The following is an 18996-nucleotide window of genomic DNA, read 5'->3' as shown; positions in this document are numbered from 1 at the left end:
CTGCGAAGGCCTATGGGCCAGACCCGCTCTTTAACAACGAACAGCTACATAGCGCCGGACGGGAAAGGTCGTTAGCGCACTCAAAGGCTGGAGCCTCCCTGAGTGTTGCCGTATCGACCTCGGTAAGACGGCGTGCAACAACACACCTCAAGCAAATGGAGGATTTGCAGTCATGCACAAGTGAGCGATTCACCTGCGTGGAGCGGAAAGCCTGAAGGCCGCTCCCAACACCTGTTCAGGCAGCGGAAAGTTGAGCCGTCGATGTCACCGCGCATCAGCCGAAATACCGGTAGGCCGCCCCAAGCAAGCCATCAGTCGCAGACGCAACAACCCCAGGCCGTCGCCAGTAGCGAGACTGGGTGTTTCACGGACACTTTCACTGCTGCACCTGGGCAACCGGGTGCATCGGGAAAACAACCGAGTAAACATCATGGAATCGACAATCGTAGACGGTGCATGGAAGGGCCACCTCGGCCGAGGCCTTGCGCCACGGGAACTGCAATTCGTGCTGTCAGTTGCCCAGGGACTGACCGCCAAAGAGATAGCCAGAGAGTTCGACATTGCGCCGGGCACCGTGGTTAAGCGACTGGCCTGCGCCATGTACAAGCTTGGCGTGCACCGCCAGGGCGCGATGGTCGCCGAAGCGATGCGCCGCCAGATAATCACCCCTCTTTGCTTGCTGCTGGTCGCAGTGATGACGATGCAAGGTCTTGATGACAGCGGGATGGCTCGACGTGATCGCCGCCCCAGTGAGCGCCGAGGCGGCGAATTGAGAATGACACGCCGCGCTGACTCTTTTGATCTGGTCGGTTAATCCGAATCAACCAGCGCCACGACAGCCTGTCGCTAACTGCCCGAGCACCTGGTACTCCCCAGCACCAGGACGCATCGGTCTGATCTTCGGCATTTACCGGCCTGAGTACAGACCGATGCGGACGCCAAACCAAGAAGCAATTCAACTAATCACCGACACCGCCCTTGTAGCAGCAGGCAAGTCGCTGTCGACCTACTCGCCAACTGCCGTCCTGCCTGAAGGCGTGAAAGTGGTTGATCTGGAAAAGTACCAGGTGGGCCGTAGCCGCTTCCGCGGCGTGCTCTCCACCAACTCCCTGGTCGATTTCAGTTCCTACGTTAAAGAACGCGCCATTGAAGGCGCTCGCGGCTTTATCGATCAGGACGAAATGACCTGCACACTGATCTTCAATCTGGGCACCAACGTTGCGCCCGGGCACGCAGATGATCGCGCAGTGCTGCGTCTAAAGCCGTCAGCAGGTTACAAGGCTGTCCAGAGCATCCCGGGGCGCGCGCTGTCGCAGAAAGACCTGAGTGATTGGATCGAAGACTGGAATGCATCATTGAGCGCCACTGACGAAGCCGGCCAGACGATGAGCATCGTCAAAGCTATCGCTGCGGTACGCACGATCACCATCAAAGCCTCATCGGAAAGCGACCACGCAGTCAGCGAAACCCGCACCAGTCGCAGCGCGATGGACCAGATTGAAGCCACCAGCAAAGAGACTCTTCCAGCATCACTGGTGTTCTCGGTAGTGCCTTACGAGGGTCTGAGCGTCCGCAACATCACTTTGCGCGTATCCGTCATCACCAGCGGTGCCCAGCCAACGCTGAAACTGCGCTGGATCGGCGAAGAAGTTCAGCGGGAAGAAATCGCTCAAGAGTTCAAGTCAGTGCTCGATGCGCAGATTGGGGAAGCAACTCCGCTTACGCTCGGCACTTTCGCCGTCTAAAAACCGGACTCAGACAGGTAATCCTTAATGAAACCCGAAATGATCACTCTCAAGCACGGCGACACCACGATCAAGATGCCTGCCGCATCGCTGGCAAAACTGGCCGTGGCCAGCGTGTTTGCCCAGGTACTGCCACCTGCTGCGAATGTTCAGCCGATCTACCCGCATTCTGTCCCTGAGCTCGGCGCGGCATGGCCTGGACAGGGCGGATTCAATGGTGGCCTGGTAGCTGCACGCGATGACGTTCCAGCGCACTACTTGATTGTCGCGTCTAAAGACGCTGGCAGCCACGAATGGGGTGGCCGTGGAATCGAGGTCAAAGGCCTAAGCAAGACTGACGGCTACACCAACGCCCAGGTGCTCATAGGCAACGAAGACGAGACAAAGTACCCGGCGTCCAATGCTTGCGCCGAGTATCAAGCGGATGGCGTGACCGGCAACACACTTACTGATCAGGAGCTAAAGGGAGAGGCGCGGCAGTATCGTTGGTGCAGGGCGTTTTTCTGGGGCATGGTCTTGGGCGTCGTGCATACGGGGCGCCAATGGCCTTCGCTCGTGGAGTAACCCCCGTTGCCCCGGCCGCTGCGATCTCAGCTAACGGCGGTGAGCTGACCCTTGCACACCGGCGCCAAACTCAGCTTGTGGGTGCGCGACTAGTCGCTGCGGTTGCTACCGTGCGGGCCAGCCATCAAGTCATGCCAGCGGGATTAAGCAGGTCATTGATCTGCTGAAGGAGTCTACGTGACCGCCCTCCGCCGAACAGTTCAGATACGCAGCGCACCCATGGGGCAGCTCGACCTACAAACGATCTGCGACAAATGCAACAGGTCGCGCGCCCACGGAAACCACACTAAATGCAGCAAGTTGCGCCAGGCCGAAGCGGTTGAGCGGCGCGCACGGGAGAAGCAGTAATGAGTAAATTCCAGCGAGAAGATCGCTACATAGTGGTCAAGCTCAAAAAGCTTACGCATATGCAGGAAAAACACCTGCGCGCATACCTTCACGGCGAAGGAATTCAGACGATTGAAAGCGTAGTTGTTGAGCGTGACTGGCCTGAATACCACCTAGTCTGGGCGATGCTTGAGCACCGCATGGCCGGTAAGCCGGTGCCTGACTTCGATCTTTGGCGCCGAGCAAATGAGCTGCAGGAACGGCTGACCGCGGCGGATGAGCGTATCGATACCCTCTCGTCACCACCTGAGCTAACCGCCGAGTTGCGCTGGATCTTTGGTCTGATGTGCTTCCAGTGCATTCACTACGCACAAGGCCTGCGCCGCCTAGGCCACAAAATCCCCGAGAAGGCCGAGCACGAACAAGCGGCAGTCATTCACTGGATGTTCGGGCATTACCTGAAAGACCCGACCAACTGGCGCAATAACGCGACAGCCGAAATGAAAGCGGTAACCCCAGCTGCATAGAAGTACGCCCGTACTCTTCACCTCTGCATCCCACCAAACTCCAAGTGAGCCGTTTTAGCGGCAAGGACGAAGTCATGCCTGAAAATAAATCGAAAACCATGTGCATCTACCACGGCAACTGCGCCGATGGCTTCGGTGCAGCATGGGTAGTTCGTAAAGCCCTTGGGGCTAATGTCGAGTTTGTACCTGGTGTATACGGCCAAGAGCCACCGGATGTAGCTGGAAAAAACGTTGTTCTCGTCGACTTCAGCTACAAGTACGACGTACTGGCGGAGCTCGCGTGGAGAGCAAAAAGCATAATCGTGCTCGACCATCACAAGAGCGCGGCCGAAGATTTGGGGCGCTTTGAGCCATTCCACGCAGGCATTGAAGAAGATACCCGGCGCGATGACGGGACCCCACTACTCGGATGGAAAACAGCGCACGACATGGCCAACTCACAAAACGGCCCATCGATCGCCTGCTGTTTCGATATGAACAGAAGCGGGGCAATGCTCGCGTGGGATCACTACTTCCCAGGCCAAGAGCCCCCTCAGTTACTGCGGCACATCGAAGATCGCGACCTTTGGCTGTTCAAGCTTGAAGGAACGCGGGAGATCCAAGCCAACCTGTTCAGCTACCCCTACGACTTTGAAGTATGGGACCAACTTATGGCCGCTGATGTACTCACCCTGGTATCCGATGGGGCCGCAATTGAGCGCAAGCATCACAAGGATGTAGCAGAGTTAGTTGGCGTGACAAAGCGAAGGTTGCTGATCGGAGGTTTCGACGTACCTGTCGCATCCCTACCTTACACACTGACCAGCGATGCCGGCCACTTAATGGCCCAGGGCGAACCATTTGCAGCCTGCTATTGGGATACGCCGACTGGAAGAGTGTTCAGCCTGCGCAGCACTGATGAAGGAATGGATGTTTCGGAAATCGCCAACCAGTACGGAGGCGGTGGCCACCGTAACGCTTCAGGGTTCCGCGTGCCATTCGGCCATGCGCTAACTCTTTGACCCCTTCCACCCTCTGCCGCCCAGCGCGGCGGCATGGAGACAGCTATGTCAAATCGAAGCGCGGCACAGGTCGCGCCTACCCCTCCAAGGTTCCTCCGCGTCATGGATGCTCCAAGCTATCTCGGCATGTGCCGGGATGAGTTCAACAAAACAGTTCGCCCGCATGTGCGCGAATTCCCGATTGGAAAACAAGGCGTTGGTTTTGATCGAATTGAGCTCGATGCATGGGCTGATGCTTACGTTGAGCGCAAGTCGATTGAAAAAGCAGCCAATCAGGACAACAATCGGCCTCGCAGCGAGCGCCTACAAGGATTAGATCCATGGCGCGAAAAACAATCACCGGCATCTACAAAAAAGGCGGCATCTGGCAAATCGATAAGGTCTTCCGGGGCCAGCGATTTCGCGAAAGCACTGAAACTAGTGACAGGGAAGAAGCCGAGCAGTACCTGATTCATAGGCTAGAGCAGCTGCGGCAGGAAAAGGTGTATGGCGTCAGGCAAGTCAGAACCTTTTCCCATGCAGCGGCACGCTTTCTCACAGAGTTTCAAGATCAGCCCTCTATCAAGTTGTCAGCGCATCACCTGTCGCAACTGATCGAGTTCATTGGAGAAGTACCGCTCACCCACATTGATGATCAGGCGCTTGCACCCTTCATCAAGGATCGGCTTGCAACGAAAAAGCTGGACGATGGAACAGTGAAAAAGGGGGTTGCAAACAGAACGGTCAACATCTCAATAGAGCGCGTGGTAAGGGTTTTAACCCTTTGTGCGCGCAAGTGGCGAGATGACGAGATGAGACCGTGGCTTGATAGCGTGCCAATGCTCACAAAGCTGGAAGAGAAGAAGTCGAGCCGTAAGCCCTACCCCATGTCATGGGAAGAGCAGTCGATTCTTTTTGGAGAGTTGCCTGCCCACTTGCAGGCGATGGCCTTGTTCAAGGTGAACACAGGTTGTCGCGAGCAAGAGGTCTGCAAGCTGAAGTGGGATTGGGAGATCGCGGTACCAGAACTGGGCGCCAGTGTGTTTCTGATACCCGCCGATTTTGGCGGGCGAAATGAACGCTCGGGCGTGAAGAACGGCGATGAGCGCTTAGTAGTGCTCAACAACGTGGCCAAGTCGATCATTGATAAGCAGCGCGGTATCAGCAAGGAATGGGTATTTCCTTACAACGGTACCGCAATGCATCGCATGAATGACTCAGCTTGGAAGAAAGCGCGAGTGAGAGCGGCGAAACTCTGGCAGGAGAAAAACCTTCGCCCCGCTCACCCTGGCTACTTGTCTATCCGGATTCACGATTTGAAGCACACGTTTGGTCGACGACTGCGAGCAGCAGGTGTAACCGAGGAAGACCGAAAGGCATTGCTTGGACACAAGAACGGCAGCATCACCAGTCACTACTCCGGCGCCGAGCTGGGGCAACTGATTGAGGCTGCAAATATGGTATCAGCAACCGACTCACGAGGTCCGGTTCTGACAATCTTGAAGAGGAGGCAGGGATGAAAAGCGGAAAAGCCCCGAAAATCTCCCGAAAATGAAAAAGGCCAATGTGGGGGACATTGGCCTAAGTCATTGAATAATATGGTCGGGACGGAGTGATTCGAACACTCGACCCCTAGCACCCCATGCTAGTGCGCTACCGGACTGCGCTACGCCCCGACTAGGCGTTACACTTGCTAGAACGTTGAGAAATATACCTTAAGCTTTTGAAATACGAAAGTATTTTAAATGCCTCGGTTATTTCTTCAGTACCAGCAAGACATCCTCCAATTCGGAGATCGTTTGGCGGATCAGCTGCTTGTATTGCGTGGTGTCATCTTTGGCTTCATCACCGGAAAGCCGCAAGCGCGCACCTCCAATGGTGAAACCCTGGTCATAAAGCAGCGCACGAATCTGCCGGATCATCAGCACATCCTGGCGCTGATAATACCGGCGGTTTCCGCGACGTTTTACGGGGTTGAGCTGAGGGAATTCTTGCTCCCAGTAGCGCAGCACATGCGGCTTTACACCGCACAGCTCGCTGACTTCGCCTATGGCGAAGTAGCGTTTGCCAGGGATCGGCGGGAGCTCGTCGTTATGACTTGGTTCCAGCATAAGCCTCTACTCGGGCCTTCAACTTCTGCCCTGGACGAAAAGTGACTACACGGCGAGCCGTGATCGGGATTTCTTCTCCCGTTTTCGGATTGCGGCCAGGCCGCTGTCGCTTGTCACGCAGATCAAAATTGCCAAAACCTGACAGTTTGACCTGCTCGTTGTCTTCAAGAGCGTGCCTGATTTCTTCAAAAAACAGCTCGACCAATTCTTTGGCCTCGCGTTTATTCAGGCCCAACTCTTCGTAAAGACGTTCCGCCATCTCAGCTTTTGTCAGAGCCCCCATACGTCACTTCCTTAGCGTGGCGTTCAACCTTTGTTCAAGCGAGGTGAGGATATTTTGCGTTGCGGCGTTCACCTCATCGTCATTAAGAGTGCGCGATGGATGCTGCCAGGTCAAGCCAACTGCAAGGCTTTTTCTATGCGGATCAATGCCTTTACCCTGGTAAACATCAAATAACCTTAGGTCTGTCAGCCATTCGCCTGCATTTTCACGAATTACATCCAGCACAGCACTGGCTGCAACGTCACGATCGGCCAACAACGCCAGGTCACGACGCACTTCAGGAAAGCGCGATAACTCATGGAATTTCGGCATTTTACCTGCCGCCACTTCTGCCAGAACCAGTTCAAAAACAAACACTGGACGGTCAAGACCAAGGTTTTTTGAAAGCTCAGGGTGGATGGCACCGACATAGCCAACTTCGCGACCGTCACGCTCGATACGTGCAGTCTGGCCCGGATGCAGAGCAGGATGTTTGCCCGGCACGAAGGTAAACGCGTCCAGGGCACCGGCAAAACCCAGCACCGCTTCTACATCAGCCTTGACGTCGAAGAAGTCGACAACATCACGACCTTGAGCCCAGCCTTCAGGCAGACGACTGCCGCAAACAACACCCGCCAGCATCGGCTCTTGTTTCAGACCCTCAAGCTGGCCAACAAAACGCAGGCCGCTTTCAAACAGGCGAACGCGATCTTGCTGACGGTTCAGGTTGTGCTGCAACGACTTGACCAGGCCGGGCCACAACGAGGCACGCATGGCAGCCATGTCGTTGGAAATCGGGTTGGCCAGCAACAGCGGTTCAACACCCGGGCTAAACAGTTCGAACTGTTTCGGGTCGATAAAGCTGTAGGTGATTGCTTCCTGATAACCACGAGCGACCAGCAAACGACGCAACTCCGGCAGGTCGCTACGCGCCTCTGCTTTGGCTTGCGGTGCCAGACGGGCCTGCGGGTAACGGACCGGCAGGCGGTTGTAGCCGTACAGGCGCGCCAGTTCTTCGATCAGGTCAACTTCCAGGCTGATATCGAAGCGATGGCTTGGCACTTCTACGCGCCATTGCCCTGCCCCTTCAGCGGTGATGGTCAGGCCCAGGGCGCTGAGCAGACGCTCAACTTCCGCCGCGTCCATTTCCATGCCGAGCATCTGGCTGATACGCGCTGCACGCAAGGTGATCGGTGCAATCGACGGCAGATACTGCTCGCTGACGGTTTCAACGATCGGGCCAGCTTCGCCGCCAGTGATTTCCAGCAGCAGACCAGTGGCGCGCTCCATGGCTTCACGGGCCAGTTTCCAGTCCACGCCACGCTCGTAGCGGTGCGAAGCGTCGGTGTGCAGGCCGTAGGAGCGGGCCTTGCCAGCAACGGCGATCTGATCAAAGAAAGCGCTTTCAAGGAATATGTCGCGGGTCTTGTCGGTCACACCGCTGTGCTCGCCACCCATTACGCCGGCAATGGCCAAAGCGCGGGTATGGTCTGCAATCACCAGCGTGTCGCTGCGCAAGGTGACTTCCTGGCCGTCGAGCAGTACCAGCTTCTCGCCTTCTTCAGCCATGCGTACACGAATGCCGCCATTGATCTCGGCAAGGTCGAACGCGTGCAACGGCTGACCCAGTTCCAGCATGACATAGTTGGTAATGTCGACAGCGGCATCGATGCTGCGCACGTCAGCGCGACGCAGGCGCTCAACCATCCACAGCGGCGTTGGCCGGGACAGGTCGACATTGCGGATCACACGGCCCAGGTAGCGCGGGCAAGCAGCAGGTGCCAGCACTTCAACCGGACGCACTTCCTCGTGTACCGCAGCAACTGGCGCAACCACCGGGCGAGTCACCTGGGCGTTATACAGAGCGCCCACTTCACGCGCCAGACCTGCCAGCGACAGGCAGTCGCCACGGTTCGGCGTAAGGTCGACTTCAATGCTGGCGTCTTCAAGACCCAGATAGACGCGAATGTCCTCGCCCACCGGTGCATCGGCCGGCAACTCCATCAGGCCGTCATTGCCTTCGCCCACTTGCAGTTCTGCTTGCGAGCACAGCATGCCGTTGGACTCAACGCCACGCAGCTTGGCCTTTTTGATTTTGAAGTCACCCGGCAGTTCGGCACCGATCATGGCGAACGGGATTTTCAAGCCAGGGCGCACGTTGGGCGCACCACACACTACCTGAAAAGTCTCGGCACCATTGCTGACCTGGCAAACACGAAGCTTGTCAGCATCAGGGTGTTGCTCGGTGCTCAGCACCTCGCCCACAACCACGCCACTGAATACACCGGCGGCCGGCGTAACGCTGTCGACCTCAAGACCGGCCATCGACAGACGAGCAACCAGCTCGTCGCGACCTACCTGCGGGTTTACCCAACCACGCAGCCATTGTTCACTGAATTTCATCCTGCTCTCCTAAGAATTCGTTACGACTAGCGAAATTGCGCGAGGAACCGCAAGTCGTTGTCGAAGAACAGACGCAAGTCGTTCACGCCGTAACGCAGCATGGCCAGACGCTCAACGCCCATGCCGAAGGCAAAGCCCGAGAACTCTTCCGGGTCGATCCCGGACATGCGCAGCACGTTCGGATGAACCATGCCGCAGCCCATGACTTCCAGCCAGCCAGTCTGCTTGCAGACACGACAGCCTTTACCGCTGCACATCACGCATTCCATATCCACTTCAGCGGAAGGCTCGGTGAACGGGAAGTAGGACGGACGGAAACGCACGGCCAGTTCTTTTTCGAAGAACACCCGCAGGAACTCTTCGATGGTCCCTTTCAGGTCAGCGAAGTTGATATCGCGATCGATCAGCAGGCCTTCGACCTGGTGAAACATCGGCGAATGGGTGATATCCGAGTCGCTACGGTACACACGGCCCGGGCAGACAATGCGGATCGGCGGCTGCTTGGATTCCATGGTGCGGACCTGTACCGGCGAGGTATGGGTGCGCAACAACATGTTGGCATTGAAATAGAAGGTGTCATGCATCGACCGGGCCGGGTGATGGCCTGGGATGTTGAGCGCTTCGAAGTTGTGATAGTCGTCTTCAACCTCAGGGCCTTCGGCGATGCCGTAGCCAATATGGGTAAAGAACTGTTCGATACGTTCCAGAGTCCGGGTCACCGGATGCAGACCGCCAGAGGTCTGGCCACGGCCAGGCAGGGTCACGTCAATGGACTCGGCAGACAGTTTGGCGGCCAGTTCGGCCTCTTCAAACAACGCCTTGCGCGCATTGAGAACCTCTGTGACACGCTCCTTGGCAACGTTGATGAGGGCACCGACTTGCGGACGCTCTTCTGCTGGCAAATTGCCCAGGGTCTTCATCACCTGAGTCAATTCACCCTTTTTGCCAAGGTATTGAACCCGGATTTGCTCCAGGGCATTGATATCTTCAGCGCTTTGCACAGCCTCTAGTGCTTGAGAGACCAGCGCATCCAGGTTTTCCATGTACAGACTCCAGATACAAAATAGGGGAAGAGCTTGAAGGCTCTTCCCCTATTTATGACGTTTAGCACCCGGGCTTACACAGGCAAGCCCAAGTGACTGTCGGGGGTACTTAAGCCAGAGTGGCTTTAGCTTTCTCGACAATCGCAGCAAACGCCGCTTTTTCGTTCACTGCCAGATCAGACAGAACCTTACGGTCGATCTCGATGGAAGCTTTTTTCAGGCCGGCGATGAAACGGCTGTAAGACAGACCGTTGATACGAGCACCAGCGTTGATACGAGCGATCCACAGAGCGCGGAACTGACGTTTTTTCTGACGACGGTCACGGTAGGCGTATTGGCCTGCCTTGATTACCGCTTGCTTGGCAACACGGAATACGCGTGAGCGTGCGCCGTAGTAGCCTTTAGCCAGTTTCAGAATTTTTTTGTGACGTTTACGGGCGACAACGCCACGCTTTACACGAGCCATGAGTTACTTCCTCTAGTCTTAACCAAAAATTAACGAAGGCGCAGCATGCGCTCGACTTTTGCCACGTCAGACGGATGCAGCAAGCTGCTACCGCGCAGTTGACGCTTACGCTTGGTCGACATTTTGGTCAGGATGTGGCTCTTGAAAGCGTGCTTGTGCTTGATACCGTTAGCAGTTTTCAGAAACCGCTTAGCAGCACCACTTTTAGTCTTCATCTTTGGCATGTTCGGATACTCCGCATTCAGTTGATAAACATAATCAGAAGGCCTGCCGTGCCCAATTGATTACTTCTTCTTTTTCGGGGCGATGACCATGATCAGCTGGCGTCCTTCCATCTTAGGATGCTGTTCGACGGTACCATATTCCGCAAGGTCAGCTTCAACCCGCTTCAACAGTTCCATACCCAGCTCCTGGTGGGCCATCTCACGGCCGCGGAATCGTAACGATACCTTGGCCCTGTCCCCATCACTCAGGAAACGTACCAGGTTGCGCAGTTTTACCTGGTAATCCCCTTCCTCCGTCCCTGGACGAAACTTGATTTCTTTAACCTGAATCTGTTTCTGGTTTTTCTTTGCAGCAGCAACCTGTTTCTTCTTTTCGAAGATAGATTTGCCGTAGTCCATCAGCTTGCAAACTGGGGGTACTGCATCAGCGGAAATTTCCACCAAGTCCAGTTTGGCCTCTTCAGCTTTAAGAAGCGCGTCTTCAATTGACACAATCCCAAGCTGCTCGCCTTCAGCCCCAATTAACCGAACCTCGCGTGCCGAGATATTCTCGTTGATCGGGGCTTTCGGTGCAGCTCGTTTATCTTGTCTCATTTCACGCTTAATAATAATTACTCCGAATCATGGCGACCACGCCGGGAAACCGCTTGTGCGAGGAATTCAGCGAATTGCGCGACGGGCATCGAGCCCAGGTCAGCACCTTCACGTGTACGCACAGCGACAGTCTGCATCTCGACTTCCCGATCTCCGATAACCAAGAGATAAGGAACCTTGAGCAAAGTATGCTCGCGGATTTTAAAGCCGATCTTTTCATTTCTCAAGTCAGACTTGGCACGAAATCCGCTCTGATTGAGAGTTTTTTCAACTTCAGCAGCAAAATCTGCCTGTTTGTCAGTGATATTCATGATCACTGCCTGGGTTGGAGCCAGCCAAGCAGGGAATGCGCCTTCGTAATGTTCGATCAGGATACCGACAAAACGTTCGAACGATCCAAGGATCGCGCGGTGCAGCATAACCGGGTGCTTACGGCTGTTGTCTTCGGACACATATTCTGCGCCAAGACGGATCGGCAGGTTGAAATCGAGCTGCAGGGTACCACATTGCCAGACACGACCCAGACAATCTTTCAGAGAAAATTCAATCTTGGGACCGTAGAAGGCACCTTCGCCCGGTTGCAAATCGTACGCCAGGCCAGCGCTATCAAGGGCTGAAGCCAATGCGCTTTCGGCGCGATCCCACAGCTCATCCGAACCCACACGCTTTTCAGGACGCGTCGACAGCTTGAGCTCAATGTCCTTGAAACCGAAGTCAGCGTAGACATCCAGCGTCAGCTTGATAAAAGCTGCCGACTCGGCCTGCATCTGCTCTTCAGTACAGAAGATGTGGGCATCGTCCTGGGTAAAGCCACGCACACGCATGATGCCGTGCAGGGCGCCCGACGGCTCGTTACGGTGACAGGCACCGAATTCGGCCAGACGCAGCGGCAGCTCGCGGTAGCTTTTCAGGCCCTGGTTGAACACTTGCACATGGCAAGGGCAGTTCATCGGCTTGATCGCGTAGTCGCGGCTTTCAGACTGGGTAGTGAACATGTTCTCGGCGTAGTTGGCCCAGTGCCCGGACTTTTCCCAGAGGCTGCGATCAACGACCTGAGGAGTCTTGATCTCCAGGTAGCCATTGTCGCGCTGTACTTTGCGCATGTACTGCTCAAGTACCTGGTACAGGGTCCAGCCATTCGGGTGCCAGAACACCATGCCCGGGGCTTCTTCCTGGGTGTGGAACAAGCCAAGGCGCTTGCCGATTTTACGGTGATCGCGCTTTTCGGCTTCTTCGATACGCAGGACGTAGGCCGCCAGCTGCTTTTTGTCAGCCCAGGCCGTGCCATAGATACGCTGCAACTGCTCGTTCTTGGCATCGCCACGCCAGTAGGCGCCCGACAGCTTGGTCAGCTTGAACGATTTGAGGAAACGCGTGTTCGGCACGTGAGGACCGCGGCACATGTCGACGTATTCTTCATGGAAGTACAAGCCCATGGCCTGCTCGTCCGGCATGTCTTCGATCAGGCGCAGCTTGTAGTCTTCACCACGGGCAGCAAACAGTTCGATCACTTCGGCACGCGGCGTCACTTTCTTGATGACGTCGTAGTCTTTTTCGATCAGTTGCTGCATGCGCTGTTCGATAGCAGCCATGTCATCCGGGGTGAACGGACGCTCATAGGCGATATCGTAGTAAAAGCCTTCGTCGATGACCGGCCCGATGACCATTTTGGCCGTCGGGAACAGCTGCTTCACCGCATGACCGACCAAGTGGGCGCAAGAGTGACGAATGATCTCCAGCCCCTCTTCATCCTTGGGCGTGATGATTTGCAAGGTGGCATCGTTTTCAATCAGATCACAGGCATCCACCAGCTTGCCGTTGACCTTGCCGGCCACGGTGGCTTTAGCCAGGCCGGCGCCAATTGAAGCGGCAACCTCGGCTACTGAAACTGGATGATCGAAAGAGCGTTGACTGCCGTCGGGAAGAGTAATAGTTGGCATGGCGCCTCCTCTCCTAGTGGTGACCCCTACCAAAGGTCACGTGGGTTGGGATGAGCCAGTACGCGATTCGGTGGTATGCCTGCCTCACAGTGGCAGGAGCCTTGCGGCGAACCTAAAACCGAACCAGAGTGACTGGAGTTCAAATCAAAAAGGTTAATGGCACTGCATGACGGTTCAAGGAACACGCGAATGCAGGAAATAGCCAGGGCGGCATGCTAGCACAGATGGATACGCCTGTTGCGCACCCCTCCCCGCATCCGCGAGAAAACGGGGTTTTTTACAAAAGGGTGAACTTGAGCTCCACTTACCTTTCACATACTCAGTGATACACACTCGGTTTTAATGCCTACAAGGAGCATCTTATGCGCACGATCCGCTTACTCGCCTTCGCAGCCCCCCTGGCGCTGCTGCTACCCCTGAGCGCCCAGGCCGATAACTGGCCTGCAGGCGCCAAAAAAGACTACATGAAGGACTGCGTAGCGGCAGCCAGCCAAAGTGTTGACGCAAAAACGGCCCAACAGCATTGCGCATGCGGTGCGGACAAGCTGTCCGAGAAGTTTACAAGCGCCGAAATCACACAGCTGATGAGCAAGACAACCCAGCCTAGCGCAGAGCTTCGCACCCGGGCTCTGGACGCCATCCAGGCTTGCCGGGCCAAGAAATAACCACCCTCCTCACGGCTCGAATTGAGCCGTGAGGAGAGCAAAAACAGTCAAAAACGCTCTTGCACGTAAAAAATATTGATTCTCGACTGCTTTTTTTCTAACAGCCTTTAGCCCTCAACCCCCCGTAAACCGGGGGTCTTGAGCATTTCAAAGAGCAGACGAGGGTTAACATTGCAGCAATCTGTAGCTCAGGGGGGCTCCCAAAGCGCACATTTCGACTATGATACCTCGGTGTGCCCAGTTGGCCTGAGCAGCACAGTACTACTGAAAATATAAGTTTCTTGGAGATACACCATGTCTAATCGCCAAACCGGCACCGTAAAATGGTTCAACGATGAAAAAGGCTTCGGCTTCATCACTCCTCAAGGTGGCGGTGACGACCTGTTCGTACACTTCAAAGCTATCGAAAGCGACGGTTTCAAAAGCCTGAAAGAAGGCCAGACCGTTTCCTTCGTGGCTGAGAAAGGCCAAAAGGGTATGCAAGCTGCACAGGTTCGTCCGGAGTAAATCTCCCGCGAACAAAAAAACCCCGTCCATGTGACGGGGTTTTTTATGCCTGACGCAATGTCAGGCCAGGTTAGCCGCAGTTAACCCGGGTAATGATGCTAGCGTCGTCCGCATTGAGATTGAGACGGTCCGAGCGGTACTCAAGCGTCATCACGTCATGCGGCATCAAAATACGCGCGTTCTGCGCACCAGCCTTGATACGGGCCTGCTCCAGAAGCTGCGCCGAAGCCTTTTGACCGACTGCAAATGCTGCTGATTTAGCATCGCAACGGCTATGCCCCGCCTCGGCGACAGGCTCCTTGACCGAACTTGCGGTGCTGCATCCGGACAGTGCCAAGACCGCCAACAACGAACCCAATGACACTAGCTTCCAAGACATGAAGCCTCCTTAAGATAAATAGTCTGAACCCTTGCGACAGCTTTTTCGCACATAGGTTGCATGACGCCTCTCAGCGCCTTCTGATTTGCCAGCACCGGCAAGTGTGCCCGAGCCGACTTTTACCGTGCACCCCTAATCATTGCCAAATATGTTCAGGTGTCAGTACACATCAATGTAATCGAACGGCGGATTAGGCCAGTTGTCCTTGAGGGCATTGAATATCTGCATGACCCAGACCTCATCGCTTGCTGCAACTTTTCCGACATAGCCAGAACCTGCCGCCCAGGTCTCCAGCCTGAAAAGCAGACCGTCGATATCGACACCGCCCACCACACCCGAAGAAATATAAGCGATACCCGTCTTGGTCACGCGCAACTGTGTATGGGCATCATCACTGGCCGAGGCCAGCAACTGACGCACAGCGCCAAGAGTAAAGCCCTCAGGGTTGTTTAGATCAATTTGCATGGCCTGCACCGCTCCCAAAAAGTGCAAGTGTGGCACGCAGTGCGGGGGTCATGGGCTGTTGAGGGTGCAAAAACCAATATTTACTTTGGTCTATTCATAGCGAAATGACGACTTTTTGCTAAAATCGCCTTTTCACGCCCCCTTCCCATGAGCACCCCATGACAACAGTCAGCATCGATGCAGATATCAAGGCCAAGTGGCATCAAGGACAGTGCTCATACAGCCCTGGCAGCCCTGAAGAGCTGGCCATTATCGGCATCGACCTTTTGGTTAAAGAGCTCGGCACGGAAGCTGCCCGAGCGTTCGTCAGTCAGGTGTTCGAAAAGTACAAACCGGCCGAGCCCGTCAGGCTGACCTGACGGCGCGCAACCTCACTTCACTTGAGCCGGCCCAGACGCGCGGTAAGCAAGTCAAAAAAGCCCTGCGCGTCACCGCTCTCGACCCAAAAGGCGTTTTTGGGCTGGTTCAAGGTGTTGTACCAGTCCGGGATAGTCTGGCCAAAGGTCGGCCCCTCGCGAGTATCCACGACCAGGTTGACTTCACGCCCGGAGAACAGCGCAGGATTGAGCAGGTAGGCAATGACACTGGCATCGTGAACAGGCCCGCCAGGCAGTCCGTAGTGCACCATGTCGCCTTTCACATATTCATTGAGAATATCGCCCACCAGTTTGCCGGCCGTATTGCCCAGTGCAGCGATCTGCTTCAGTCGCGCCTCGCTGGTAAGGATCTTGTGTGTCACATCCAGCGGTACATAGGTCAGTTTCACCCCGCTCTTCAACACCACGTCTGCCGCATGCGGATCGGCATAAAGGTTGAACTCGGCAACCGGGGTGATATTACCGCCATTGAAATGGGCGCCGCCCATGACCACGACTTCCTTGATTCCCTGCGTGATTTCCGGGGCCTGGATCAAGGCCAGGGCCAGGTTTGTCTGCGGGCCGAGCATGGCAATGGTCACGCTGCCTGGCTTGGCTGCACGCAAGGTATCAACCAGGTAATTGACCGCATTGGCCTTTTCGAGACCTTTGGCCGGCTCATGCACAGGCACACCGGTGACGCCTTCCTGGCCGTGAATGTTCTCGGCGTAAATCGGCGTACGCACCAGGGGTTTAGGCGCCCCGGCATACACCGGCACGTCTTCGCGCCCTGCCCACTCCCGGGCCAGCCGGGCATTGCGCGAGGTCTTGTCGAGCCGTACGTTGCCCGCCACGGTGGTAATGGCCCGCACCTGTAACTGCTCCGGTGAAGCCAGTGCCAGCAGCAGAGCGACCACATCATCGGCGCCGGGGTCCGTGTCGATGATCAAATCGATCTTGTCTGCGGCTTGAACACTCGACATCGTGATGGCGGACACGAACAAGACACTCCTGATCAATGGCTGAAAAATCCGGGTAAAACGTGGCATCACAACTCCCTGGTTATTTGTCTAAAAAGTCACGCCAGAGACCAAGGCAATATTGCAGTACGGGCGACACTCTCCAGTACGAACAATCACCTTTGCCTGCAGGCATAGTTCCTTGAAAGCATTATGGGTGAGCAGGCTCCTTGAGCCCAACTCCCCCTTGCCTGCATATTCGTCGATACATGACAGCGCCGGGCATGGCGCCTGCAACAACTCAGTGGCGAGCACATGGCTTTGCACCTGCATCTCACTGAGCAGGGCGCGCAACGTGCTGGCAACATCAGGCACGCCTTGAGTCAGGGCCAGATCAATCAGTTCGATGCCCTTGGGCACCGGCAAACCGGCATCGGCAATCACCACGATGTCGCCATGCCCCAGCGAGGCAACCAGCCGCGACAAGGCGATATTCAGCAGCGGTGTTTTTTTCATGGTGCTTTAAAGCCCTGAACATCACGCAACAATGGAATCGAAGGCTGAGCCCCCGCCCGAGTGACCGATAACGCGGCGGCGACCTGCGCAAAGCGTATCGCGTCGTCCTCTTCCATACCCGCCGCCAGCGCGGCAGAGAAGCCGCCGACAAAGGTATCGCCCGCCGCCGTGGCATCCACCGCCTCGACCTTGGGCGCAGTAAAGTGCATCACTCGGTGGGCACTGACAAACAAGGCCCCCAGCGCGCCCAGGGTGACAATCACCTTGCCCGCGCCCAGCTCGACCAACCGCCGGGCAGCCCGCCCGGCCGACTCAAGGGAATCAACCGGCACACCGCTAAGCGCCCAGGCCTCGCTCTCATTCGGGATCAGGTAGTCGATGGCGCCATACCAGTGCCCCGGCAACGGAGCACTGACCGGGGCGGGATTGAGGATCACCACTTTGCCCAGTTCACGTCCACGCGCCAGCACGCATCCGACTGTTTCCATCGGCACTTCAAGCTGGCAAACAAGCACTTGCGCACCTTGCAAGACGTGATCAAAGGCGCGGATATCTTCCGCGGCCAGGCAGCCATTGGCACCCGGCACCACCACAATGGTGTTCTGGCTGCAGGCATCCACCGTGATAAGGGCCACGCCGCTGGCACAGTCAGGCACGGTGCGCACTGCCACACAATCAACCCGGTCAGCCAGCAAGCCGTCGCGCAACTGCACGCCATAGGCGTCACCGCCGACACAGCCGAGCATTGCCACCCGGGCCCCCAGGCGCGACGCTGCTACCGCCTGGTTCGCGCCCTTGCCACCGTGCACGGTGGTAAAGGATTGCCCGAACACCGTTTCCCCCGGGCGCGGCAATCTCTCGGTACGCGTGACCAGATCCATATTCAGACTGCCTGCAACCACAACATTCGCTTGCATGTATCGACACTCATCCAGTGATTGTAGGGGGGGATTTCAACGGTGCTTGCGCATAAGCCCGGGTGGACTCGCGCAGCACAATGTCGGGTTTGACGATCCGCTGCTCCACCGCCCGCCCGGGTACGGCAATGCGGCGCAACAATAACTGGGCAGCGATCTCGCCCAATTGCAGGATCGACTGCCCGACAGTTGTCAGCGACGGATAGACATAACGGCTCATCTGTACATCATCAAAACCAATCACCGACAACTGCTGGGGTACCCGAATATTGCGCTCGGCCGCCGCTCGCAATACGCCGATGCCCATCATGTCGTTGCAGGCAAAAATGGCCGAGGGCGGGTTGTGCTGCAGCAAGCCGACCGCCGCGTTGTAGCCCCCGACACTGCTGAAGTCACTCTCGACCATCCACTGCCCCTGAGGCGTTATACCCGCCTCCAGCAGCGCACGCCGATACCCGGCCATACGCAACTGCGCGACACGGGTGGCGGCGGGCCCGCCAATGCAGGCAATGGCACGATGCCCCAGATCGAGCAAATGCCGCGTAGCCAGATAAGCCCCCAGTTCGTGGTCGATGCACACCAGGTCAGCCTCAACCCCCTCAAAGCTGCGATCGACAATCACCATCGGCGTGCGTACGCCGACCAACCCGCTGGCCATCCCCAGGTCGCCTGTGGACGAAGCGACCACCAGCCCGTCCACACGCTTTTCCAGCAGCACCCGCAGGTAATTGCGCTGCTTGACCGGGTCATCATCACAGTTGCACAGGATCACGCAGTAATTGTTGCGCTCACAGTAATCCTCGATACCTCGCGCCAACTCGGCAAAGTACGGGTTCAGGCTATTGGCCACCAGCAGGCCGATGGTCGCTGTGGTCTTGGCCTTGAGCGAGCGTGCTACCGCGCTGGGTACATACTCCAGGTGTGCAATGGCTTGCTCAACCTTCAAGCGCACAGGTTCACTGACAGGGCGGGTTTTATTCAAAACATGAGAAACCGTCGTGTACGAAATGCCTGCCATTGCCGCGACATCTTTAATCGTTGCCATT

The 18996-nt window shown here is 56.3% G+C and carries 24 protein-coding genes and 1 tRNA gene; 10 read left to right on the top strand and 15 right to left on the bottom strand.

Annotation, left to right across the window (positions count from 1 at the left end; all coding sequences use genetic code 11):
* Nucleotides 1–430: 430 nt before the first annotated feature.
* From FHL07_RS07025 to FHL07_RS07000, 7 genes are all read left to right on the top strand, one after another.
* Entirely contained in the window at nt 431–814 is a 384-nt protein-coding gene (locus FHL07_RS07025; protein WP_138738247.1) for a LuxR C-terminal-related transcriptional regulator, read from the top strand.
* Nucleotides 815–929: 115 nt separating this feature from the next.
* The gene (locus FHL07_RS07020; RefSeq protein WP_138738246.1) at nt 930–1745 is read left to right on the top strand and encodes a YfdQ family protein; all 816 of its coding nucleotides are present in this window, start codon (nt 930–932) and stop codon (nt 1743–1745) included.
* A 39-nt stretch (nt 1746–1784) separates the two neighbouring features.
* Nucleotides 1785–2309, top strand: a complete 525-nt coding sequence (locus FHL07_RS07015; protein WP_138738245.1) for a hypothetical protein — start codon at nt 1785–1787, stop codon at nt 2307–2309.
* Nucleotides 2310–2656: 347 nt separating this feature from the next.
* Nucleotides 2657–3163 (top strand): hypothetical protein, encoded by a 507-nt coding sequence (locus tag FHL07_RS07010; protein WP_138738244.1) that lies wholly within the window; start codon nt 2657–2659, stop codon nt 3161–3163.
* Nucleotides 3164–3237: 74 nt separating this feature from the next.
* The gene (locus FHL07_RS07005; protein ID WP_238705506.1) at nt 3238–4164 is read left to right on the top strand and encodes a phosphohydrolase; all 927 of its coding nucleotides are present in this window, start codon (nt 3238–3240) and stop codon (nt 4162–4164) included.
* 45 nt (nt 4165–4209) lie between these two features.
* On the top strand, nt 4210–4614 hold the full coding sequence (locus tag FHL07_RS23800; protein WP_238705505.1) for a hypothetical protein: 405 nt from the start codon (nt 4210–4212) through the stop codon (nt 4612–4614).
* On the top strand, nt 4500–5663 hold the full coding sequence (locus tag FHL07_RS07000; protein ID WP_238705525.1) for a tyrosine-type recombinase/integrase: 1164 nt from the start codon (nt 4500–4502) through the stop codon (nt 5661–5663). The genes FHL07_RS23800 and FHL07_RS07000 overlap by 115 nt, the downstream gene beginning before the upstream one ends.
* 79 nt (nt 5664–5742) lie before the next feature.
* On the opposite strand, the gene FHL07_RS06995 is transcribed toward FHL07_RS07000, so the two are convergent.
* The 9 genes from FHL07_RS06995 to thrS form a co-directional block, all read right to left on the bottom strand.
* A tRNA-Pro gene (locus tag FHL07_RS06995) sits at nt 5743–5819 on the bottom strand.
* Between the two features lie 78 nt (nt 5820–5897).
* Nucleotides 5898–6254: a MerR family transcriptional regulator gene (locus FHL07_RS06990; RefSeq protein ID WP_095001969.1), complete on the bottom strand. Its 357-nt coding sequence runs from the start codon at nt 6252–6254 to the stop codon at nt 5898–5900.
* On the bottom strand, nt 6235–6537 hold the full coding sequence (gene ihfA, locus FHL07_RS06985) for an integration host factor subunit alpha (RefSeq protein WP_002553164.1): 303 nt from the start codon (nt 6535–6537) through the stop codon (nt 6235–6237). The genes FHL07_RS06990 and ihfA overlap by 20 nt, the downstream gene beginning before the upstream one ends.
* A gap of 3 nt (nt 6538–6540) precedes the next feature.
* The gene (gene pheT, locus FHL07_RS06980) at nt 6541–8919 is read right to left on the bottom strand and encodes a phenylalanine--tRNA ligase subunit beta (protein ID WP_095001970.1); all 2379 of its coding nucleotides are present in this window, start codon (nt 8917–8919) and stop codon (nt 6541–6543) included.
* 26 nt (nt 8920–8945) lie between these two features.
* Nucleotides 8946–9962, bottom strand: coding sequence for a phenylalanine--tRNA ligase subunit alpha (gene pheS / locus FHL07_RS06975; RefSeq protein ID WP_095001971.1), 1017 nt, complete (start codon nt 9960–9962; stop codon nt 8946–8948).
* A gap of 109 nt (nt 9963–10071) precedes the next feature.
* Entirely contained in the window at nt 10072–10428 is a 357-nt protein-coding gene (gene rplT / locus FHL07_RS06970) for a 50S ribosomal protein L20 (RefSeq protein WP_003442184.1), read from the bottom strand.
* A gap of 29 nt (nt 10429–10457) precedes the next feature.
* Nucleotides 10458–10652, bottom strand: coding sequence for a 50S ribosomal protein L35 (gene rpmI / locus FHL07_RS06965; protein WP_002553160.1), 195 nt, complete (start codon nt 10650–10652; stop codon nt 10458–10460).
* A 60-nt stretch (nt 10653–10712) separates the two neighbouring features.
* A complete protein-coding gene (gene infC, locus FHL07_RS06960) occupies nt 10713–11264 on the bottom strand; it encodes a translation initiation factor IF-3 (RefSeq protein ID WP_169916631.1) in 552 nt (183 codons plus the stop codon).
* Nucleotides 11264–13186: a threonine--tRNA ligase gene (thrS, locus tag FHL07_RS06955; protein ID WP_095001972.1), complete on the bottom strand. Its 1923-nt coding sequence runs from the start codon at nt 13184–13186 to the stop codon at nt 11264–11266. The genes infC and thrS overlap by 1 nt, the downstream gene beginning before the upstream one ends.
* Nucleotides 13187–13548: 362 nt before the next feature.
* On the opposite strand from thrS, the gene FHL07_RS06950 reads away from it, so the two are divergent.
* Nucleotides 13549–13851 carry a hypothetical protein gene (locus FHL07_RS06950; RefSeq protein WP_095001973.1) on the top strand — a complete coding sequence of 101 codons (303 nt, stop codon included), beginning with the start codon at nt 13549–13551 and terminating at the stop codon, nt 13849–13851.
* 294 nt (nt 13852–14145) lie between these two features.
* Nucleotides 14146–14358: a cold-shock protein gene (locus FHL07_RS06945; protein WP_003179963.1), complete on the top strand. Its 213-nt coding sequence runs from the start codon at nt 14146–14148 to the stop codon at nt 14356–14358.
* Nucleotides 14359–14428: 70 nt separating this feature from the next.
* Here FHL07_RS06945 and FHL07_RS06940 read toward each other — a convergent pair whose 3' ends face one another.
* Both FHL07_RS06940 and FHL07_RS06935 read right to left on the bottom strand, forming a co-directional pair.
* Nucleotides 14429–14737 carry an I78 family peptidase inhibitor gene (locus FHL07_RS06940; RefSeq protein ID WP_138738242.1) on the bottom strand — a complete coding sequence of 103 codons (309 nt, stop codon included), beginning with the start codon at nt 14735–14737 and terminating at the stop codon, nt 14429–14431.
* Between the two features lie 159 nt (nt 14738–14896).
* Nucleotides 14897–15202 carry a hypothetical protein gene (locus tag FHL07_RS06935; RefSeq protein WP_095001975.1) on the bottom strand — a complete coding sequence of 102 codons (306 nt, stop codon included), beginning with the start codon at nt 15200–15202 and terminating at the stop codon, nt 14897–14899.
* Nucleotides 15203–15360: 158 nt separating this feature from the next.
* On the opposite strand from FHL07_RS06935, the gene FHL07_RS06930 reads away from it, so the two are divergent.
* Nucleotides 15361–15561: a hypothetical protein gene (locus FHL07_RS06930; protein WP_095001976.1), complete on the top strand. Its 201-nt coding sequence runs from the start codon at nt 15361–15363 to the stop codon at nt 15559–15561.
* Between the two features lie 17 nt (nt 15562–15578).
* Here FHL07_RS06930 and FHL07_RS06925 read toward each other — a convergent pair whose 3' ends face one another.
* Genes FHL07_RS06925 through FHL07_RS06910 form a run of 4 tightly spaced genes read right to left on the bottom strand, consistent with a single transcriptional unit; the run spans nt 15579 to nt 18995 of the window.
* Entirely contained in the window at nt 15579–16607 is a 1029-nt protein-coding gene (locus tag FHL07_RS06925) for a nucleoside hydrolase (protein ID WP_095023610.1), read from the bottom strand.
* A 21-nt stretch (nt 16608–16628) separates the two neighbouring features.
* Nucleotides 16629–17033 (bottom strand): D-ribose pyranase, encoded by a 405-nt coding sequence (gene rbsD, locus FHL07_RS06920; RefSeq protein WP_095001978.1) that lies wholly within the window; start codon nt 17031–17033, stop codon nt 16629–16631.
* On the bottom strand, nt 17030–17950 hold the full coding sequence (rbsK, locus tag FHL07_RS06915) for a ribokinase (RefSeq protein WP_095018576.1): 921 nt from the start codon (nt 17948–17950) through the stop codon (nt 17030–17032). The genes rbsD and rbsK overlap by 4 nt, the downstream gene beginning before the upstream one ends.
* Nucleotides 17951–17960: 10 nt before the next feature.
* On the bottom strand, nt 17961–18995 hold the full coding sequence (locus tag FHL07_RS06910; RefSeq protein ID WP_095018575.1) for a LacI family DNA-binding transcriptional regulator: 1035 nt from the start codon (nt 18993–18995) through the stop codon (nt 17961–17963).
* Between the last annotated feature and the right edge of the window lies 1 nt (nt 18996).

This window comes from Pseudomonas sp. FSL W7-0098, from assembly GCF_005930585.1.
GTDB lineage: Bacteria > Pseudomonadota > Gammaproteobacteria > Pseudomonadales > Pseudomonadaceae > Aquipseudomonas > Aquipseudomonas bubulae.
Note: the sequence above shows the minus strand (reverse complement) of the source record. Positions and strands in the feature narration are given on the sequence as shown.

What these genes read in the sequence shown, in the direction of transcription:
- FHL07_RS07020 (WP_138738246.1), top strand. Translation starts at nt 930, where the DNA reads ATGCGGACGCCAAACCAAGAAGCAATTCAACTAATCACCGACACCGCC.
- rpmI (WP_002553160.1), bottom strand. Translation starts at nt 10,652, where the DNA reads ATGCCAAAGATGAAGACTAAAAGTGGTGCTGCTAAGCGGTTTCTGAAA.
- pheS (WP_095001971.1), bottom strand. Translation starts at nt 9,962, where the DNA reads ATGGAAAACCTGGATGCGCTGGTCTCTCAAGCACTAGAGGCTGTGCAA.
- FHL07_RS06925 (WP_095023610.1), bottom strand. Translation starts at nt 16,607, where the DNA reads ATGCCACGTTTTACCCGGATTTTTCAGCCATTGATCAGGAGTGTCTTG.
- FHL07_RS06945 (WP_003179963.1), top strand. Translation starts at nt 14,146, where the DNA reads ATGTCTAATCGCCAAACCGGCACCGTAAAATGGTTCAACGATGAAAAA.
- thrS (WP_095001972.1), bottom strand. Translation starts at nt 13,186, where the DNA reads ATGCCAACTATTACTCTTCCCGACGGCAGTCAACGCTCTTTCGATCAT.
- rbsK (WP_095018576.1), bottom strand. Translation starts at nt 17,950, where the DNA reads ATGCAAGCGAATGTTGTGGTTGCAGGCAGTCTGAATATGGATCTGGTC.
- FHL07_RS23800 (WP_238705505.1), top strand. Translation starts at nt 4,210, where the DNA reads ATGTCAAATCGAAGCGCGGCACAGGTCGCGCCTACCCCTCCAAGGTTC.
- FHL07_RS07015 (WP_138738245.1), top strand. Translation starts at nt 1,785, where the DNA reads ATGATCACTCTCAAGCACGGCGACACCACGATCAAGATGCCTGCCGCA.
- FHL07_RS07025 (WP_138738247.1), top strand. Translation starts at nt 431, where the DNA reads ATGGAATCGACAATCGTAGACGGTGCATGGAAGGGCCACCTCGGCCGA.
- FHL07_RS06950 (WP_095001973.1), top strand. Translation starts at nt 13,549, where the DNA reads ATGCGCACGATCCGCTTACTCGCCTTCGCAGCCCCCCTGGCGCTGCTG.
- FHL07_RS07010 (WP_138738244.1), top strand. Translation starts at nt 2,657, where the DNA reads ATGAGTAAATTCCAGCGAGAAGATCGCTACATAGTGGTCAAGCTCAAA.
- rbsD (WP_095001978.1), bottom strand. Translation starts at nt 17,033, where the DNA reads ATGAAAAAAACACCGCTGCTGAATATCGCCTTGTCGCGGCTGGTTGCC.
- pheT (WP_095001970.1), bottom strand. Translation starts at nt 8,919, where the DNA reads ATGAAATTCAGTGAACAATGGCTGCGTGGTTGGGTAAACCCGCAGGTA.
- rplT (WP_003442184.1), bottom strand. Translation starts at nt 10,428, where the DNA reads ATGGCTCGTGTAAAGCGTGGCGTTGTCGCCCGTAAACGTCACAAAAAA.
- FHL07_RS06910 (WP_095018575.1), bottom strand. Translation starts at nt 18,995, where the DNA reads ATGGCAACGATTAAAGATGTCGCGGCAATGGCAGGCATTTCGTACACG.
- FHL07_RS06935 (WP_095001975.1), bottom strand. Translation starts at nt 15,202, where the DNA reads ATGCAAATTGATCTAAACAACCCTGAGGGCTTTACTCTTGGCGCTGTG.
- FHL07_RS06930 (WP_095001976.1), top strand. Translation starts at nt 15,361, where the DNA reads ATGACAACAGTCAGCATCGATGCAGATATCAAGGCCAAGTGGCATCAA.
- FHL07_RS06990 (WP_095001969.1), bottom strand. Translation starts at nt 6,254, where the DNA reads ATGCTGGAACCAAGTCATAACGACGAGCTCCCGCCGATCCCTGGCAAA.
- FHL07_RS07005 (WP_238705506.1), top strand. Translation starts at nt 3,238, where the DNA reads ATGCCTGAAAATAAATCGAAAACCATGTGCATCTACCACGGCAACTGC.
- FHL07_RS06940 (WP_138738242.1), bottom strand. Translation starts at nt 14,737, where the DNA reads ATGTCTTGGAAGCTAGTGTCATTGGGTTCGTTGTTGGCGGTCTTGGCA.
- ihfA (WP_002553164.1), bottom strand. Translation starts at nt 6,537, where the DNA reads ATGGGGGCTCTGACAAAAGCTGAGATGGCGGAACGTCTTTACGAAGAG.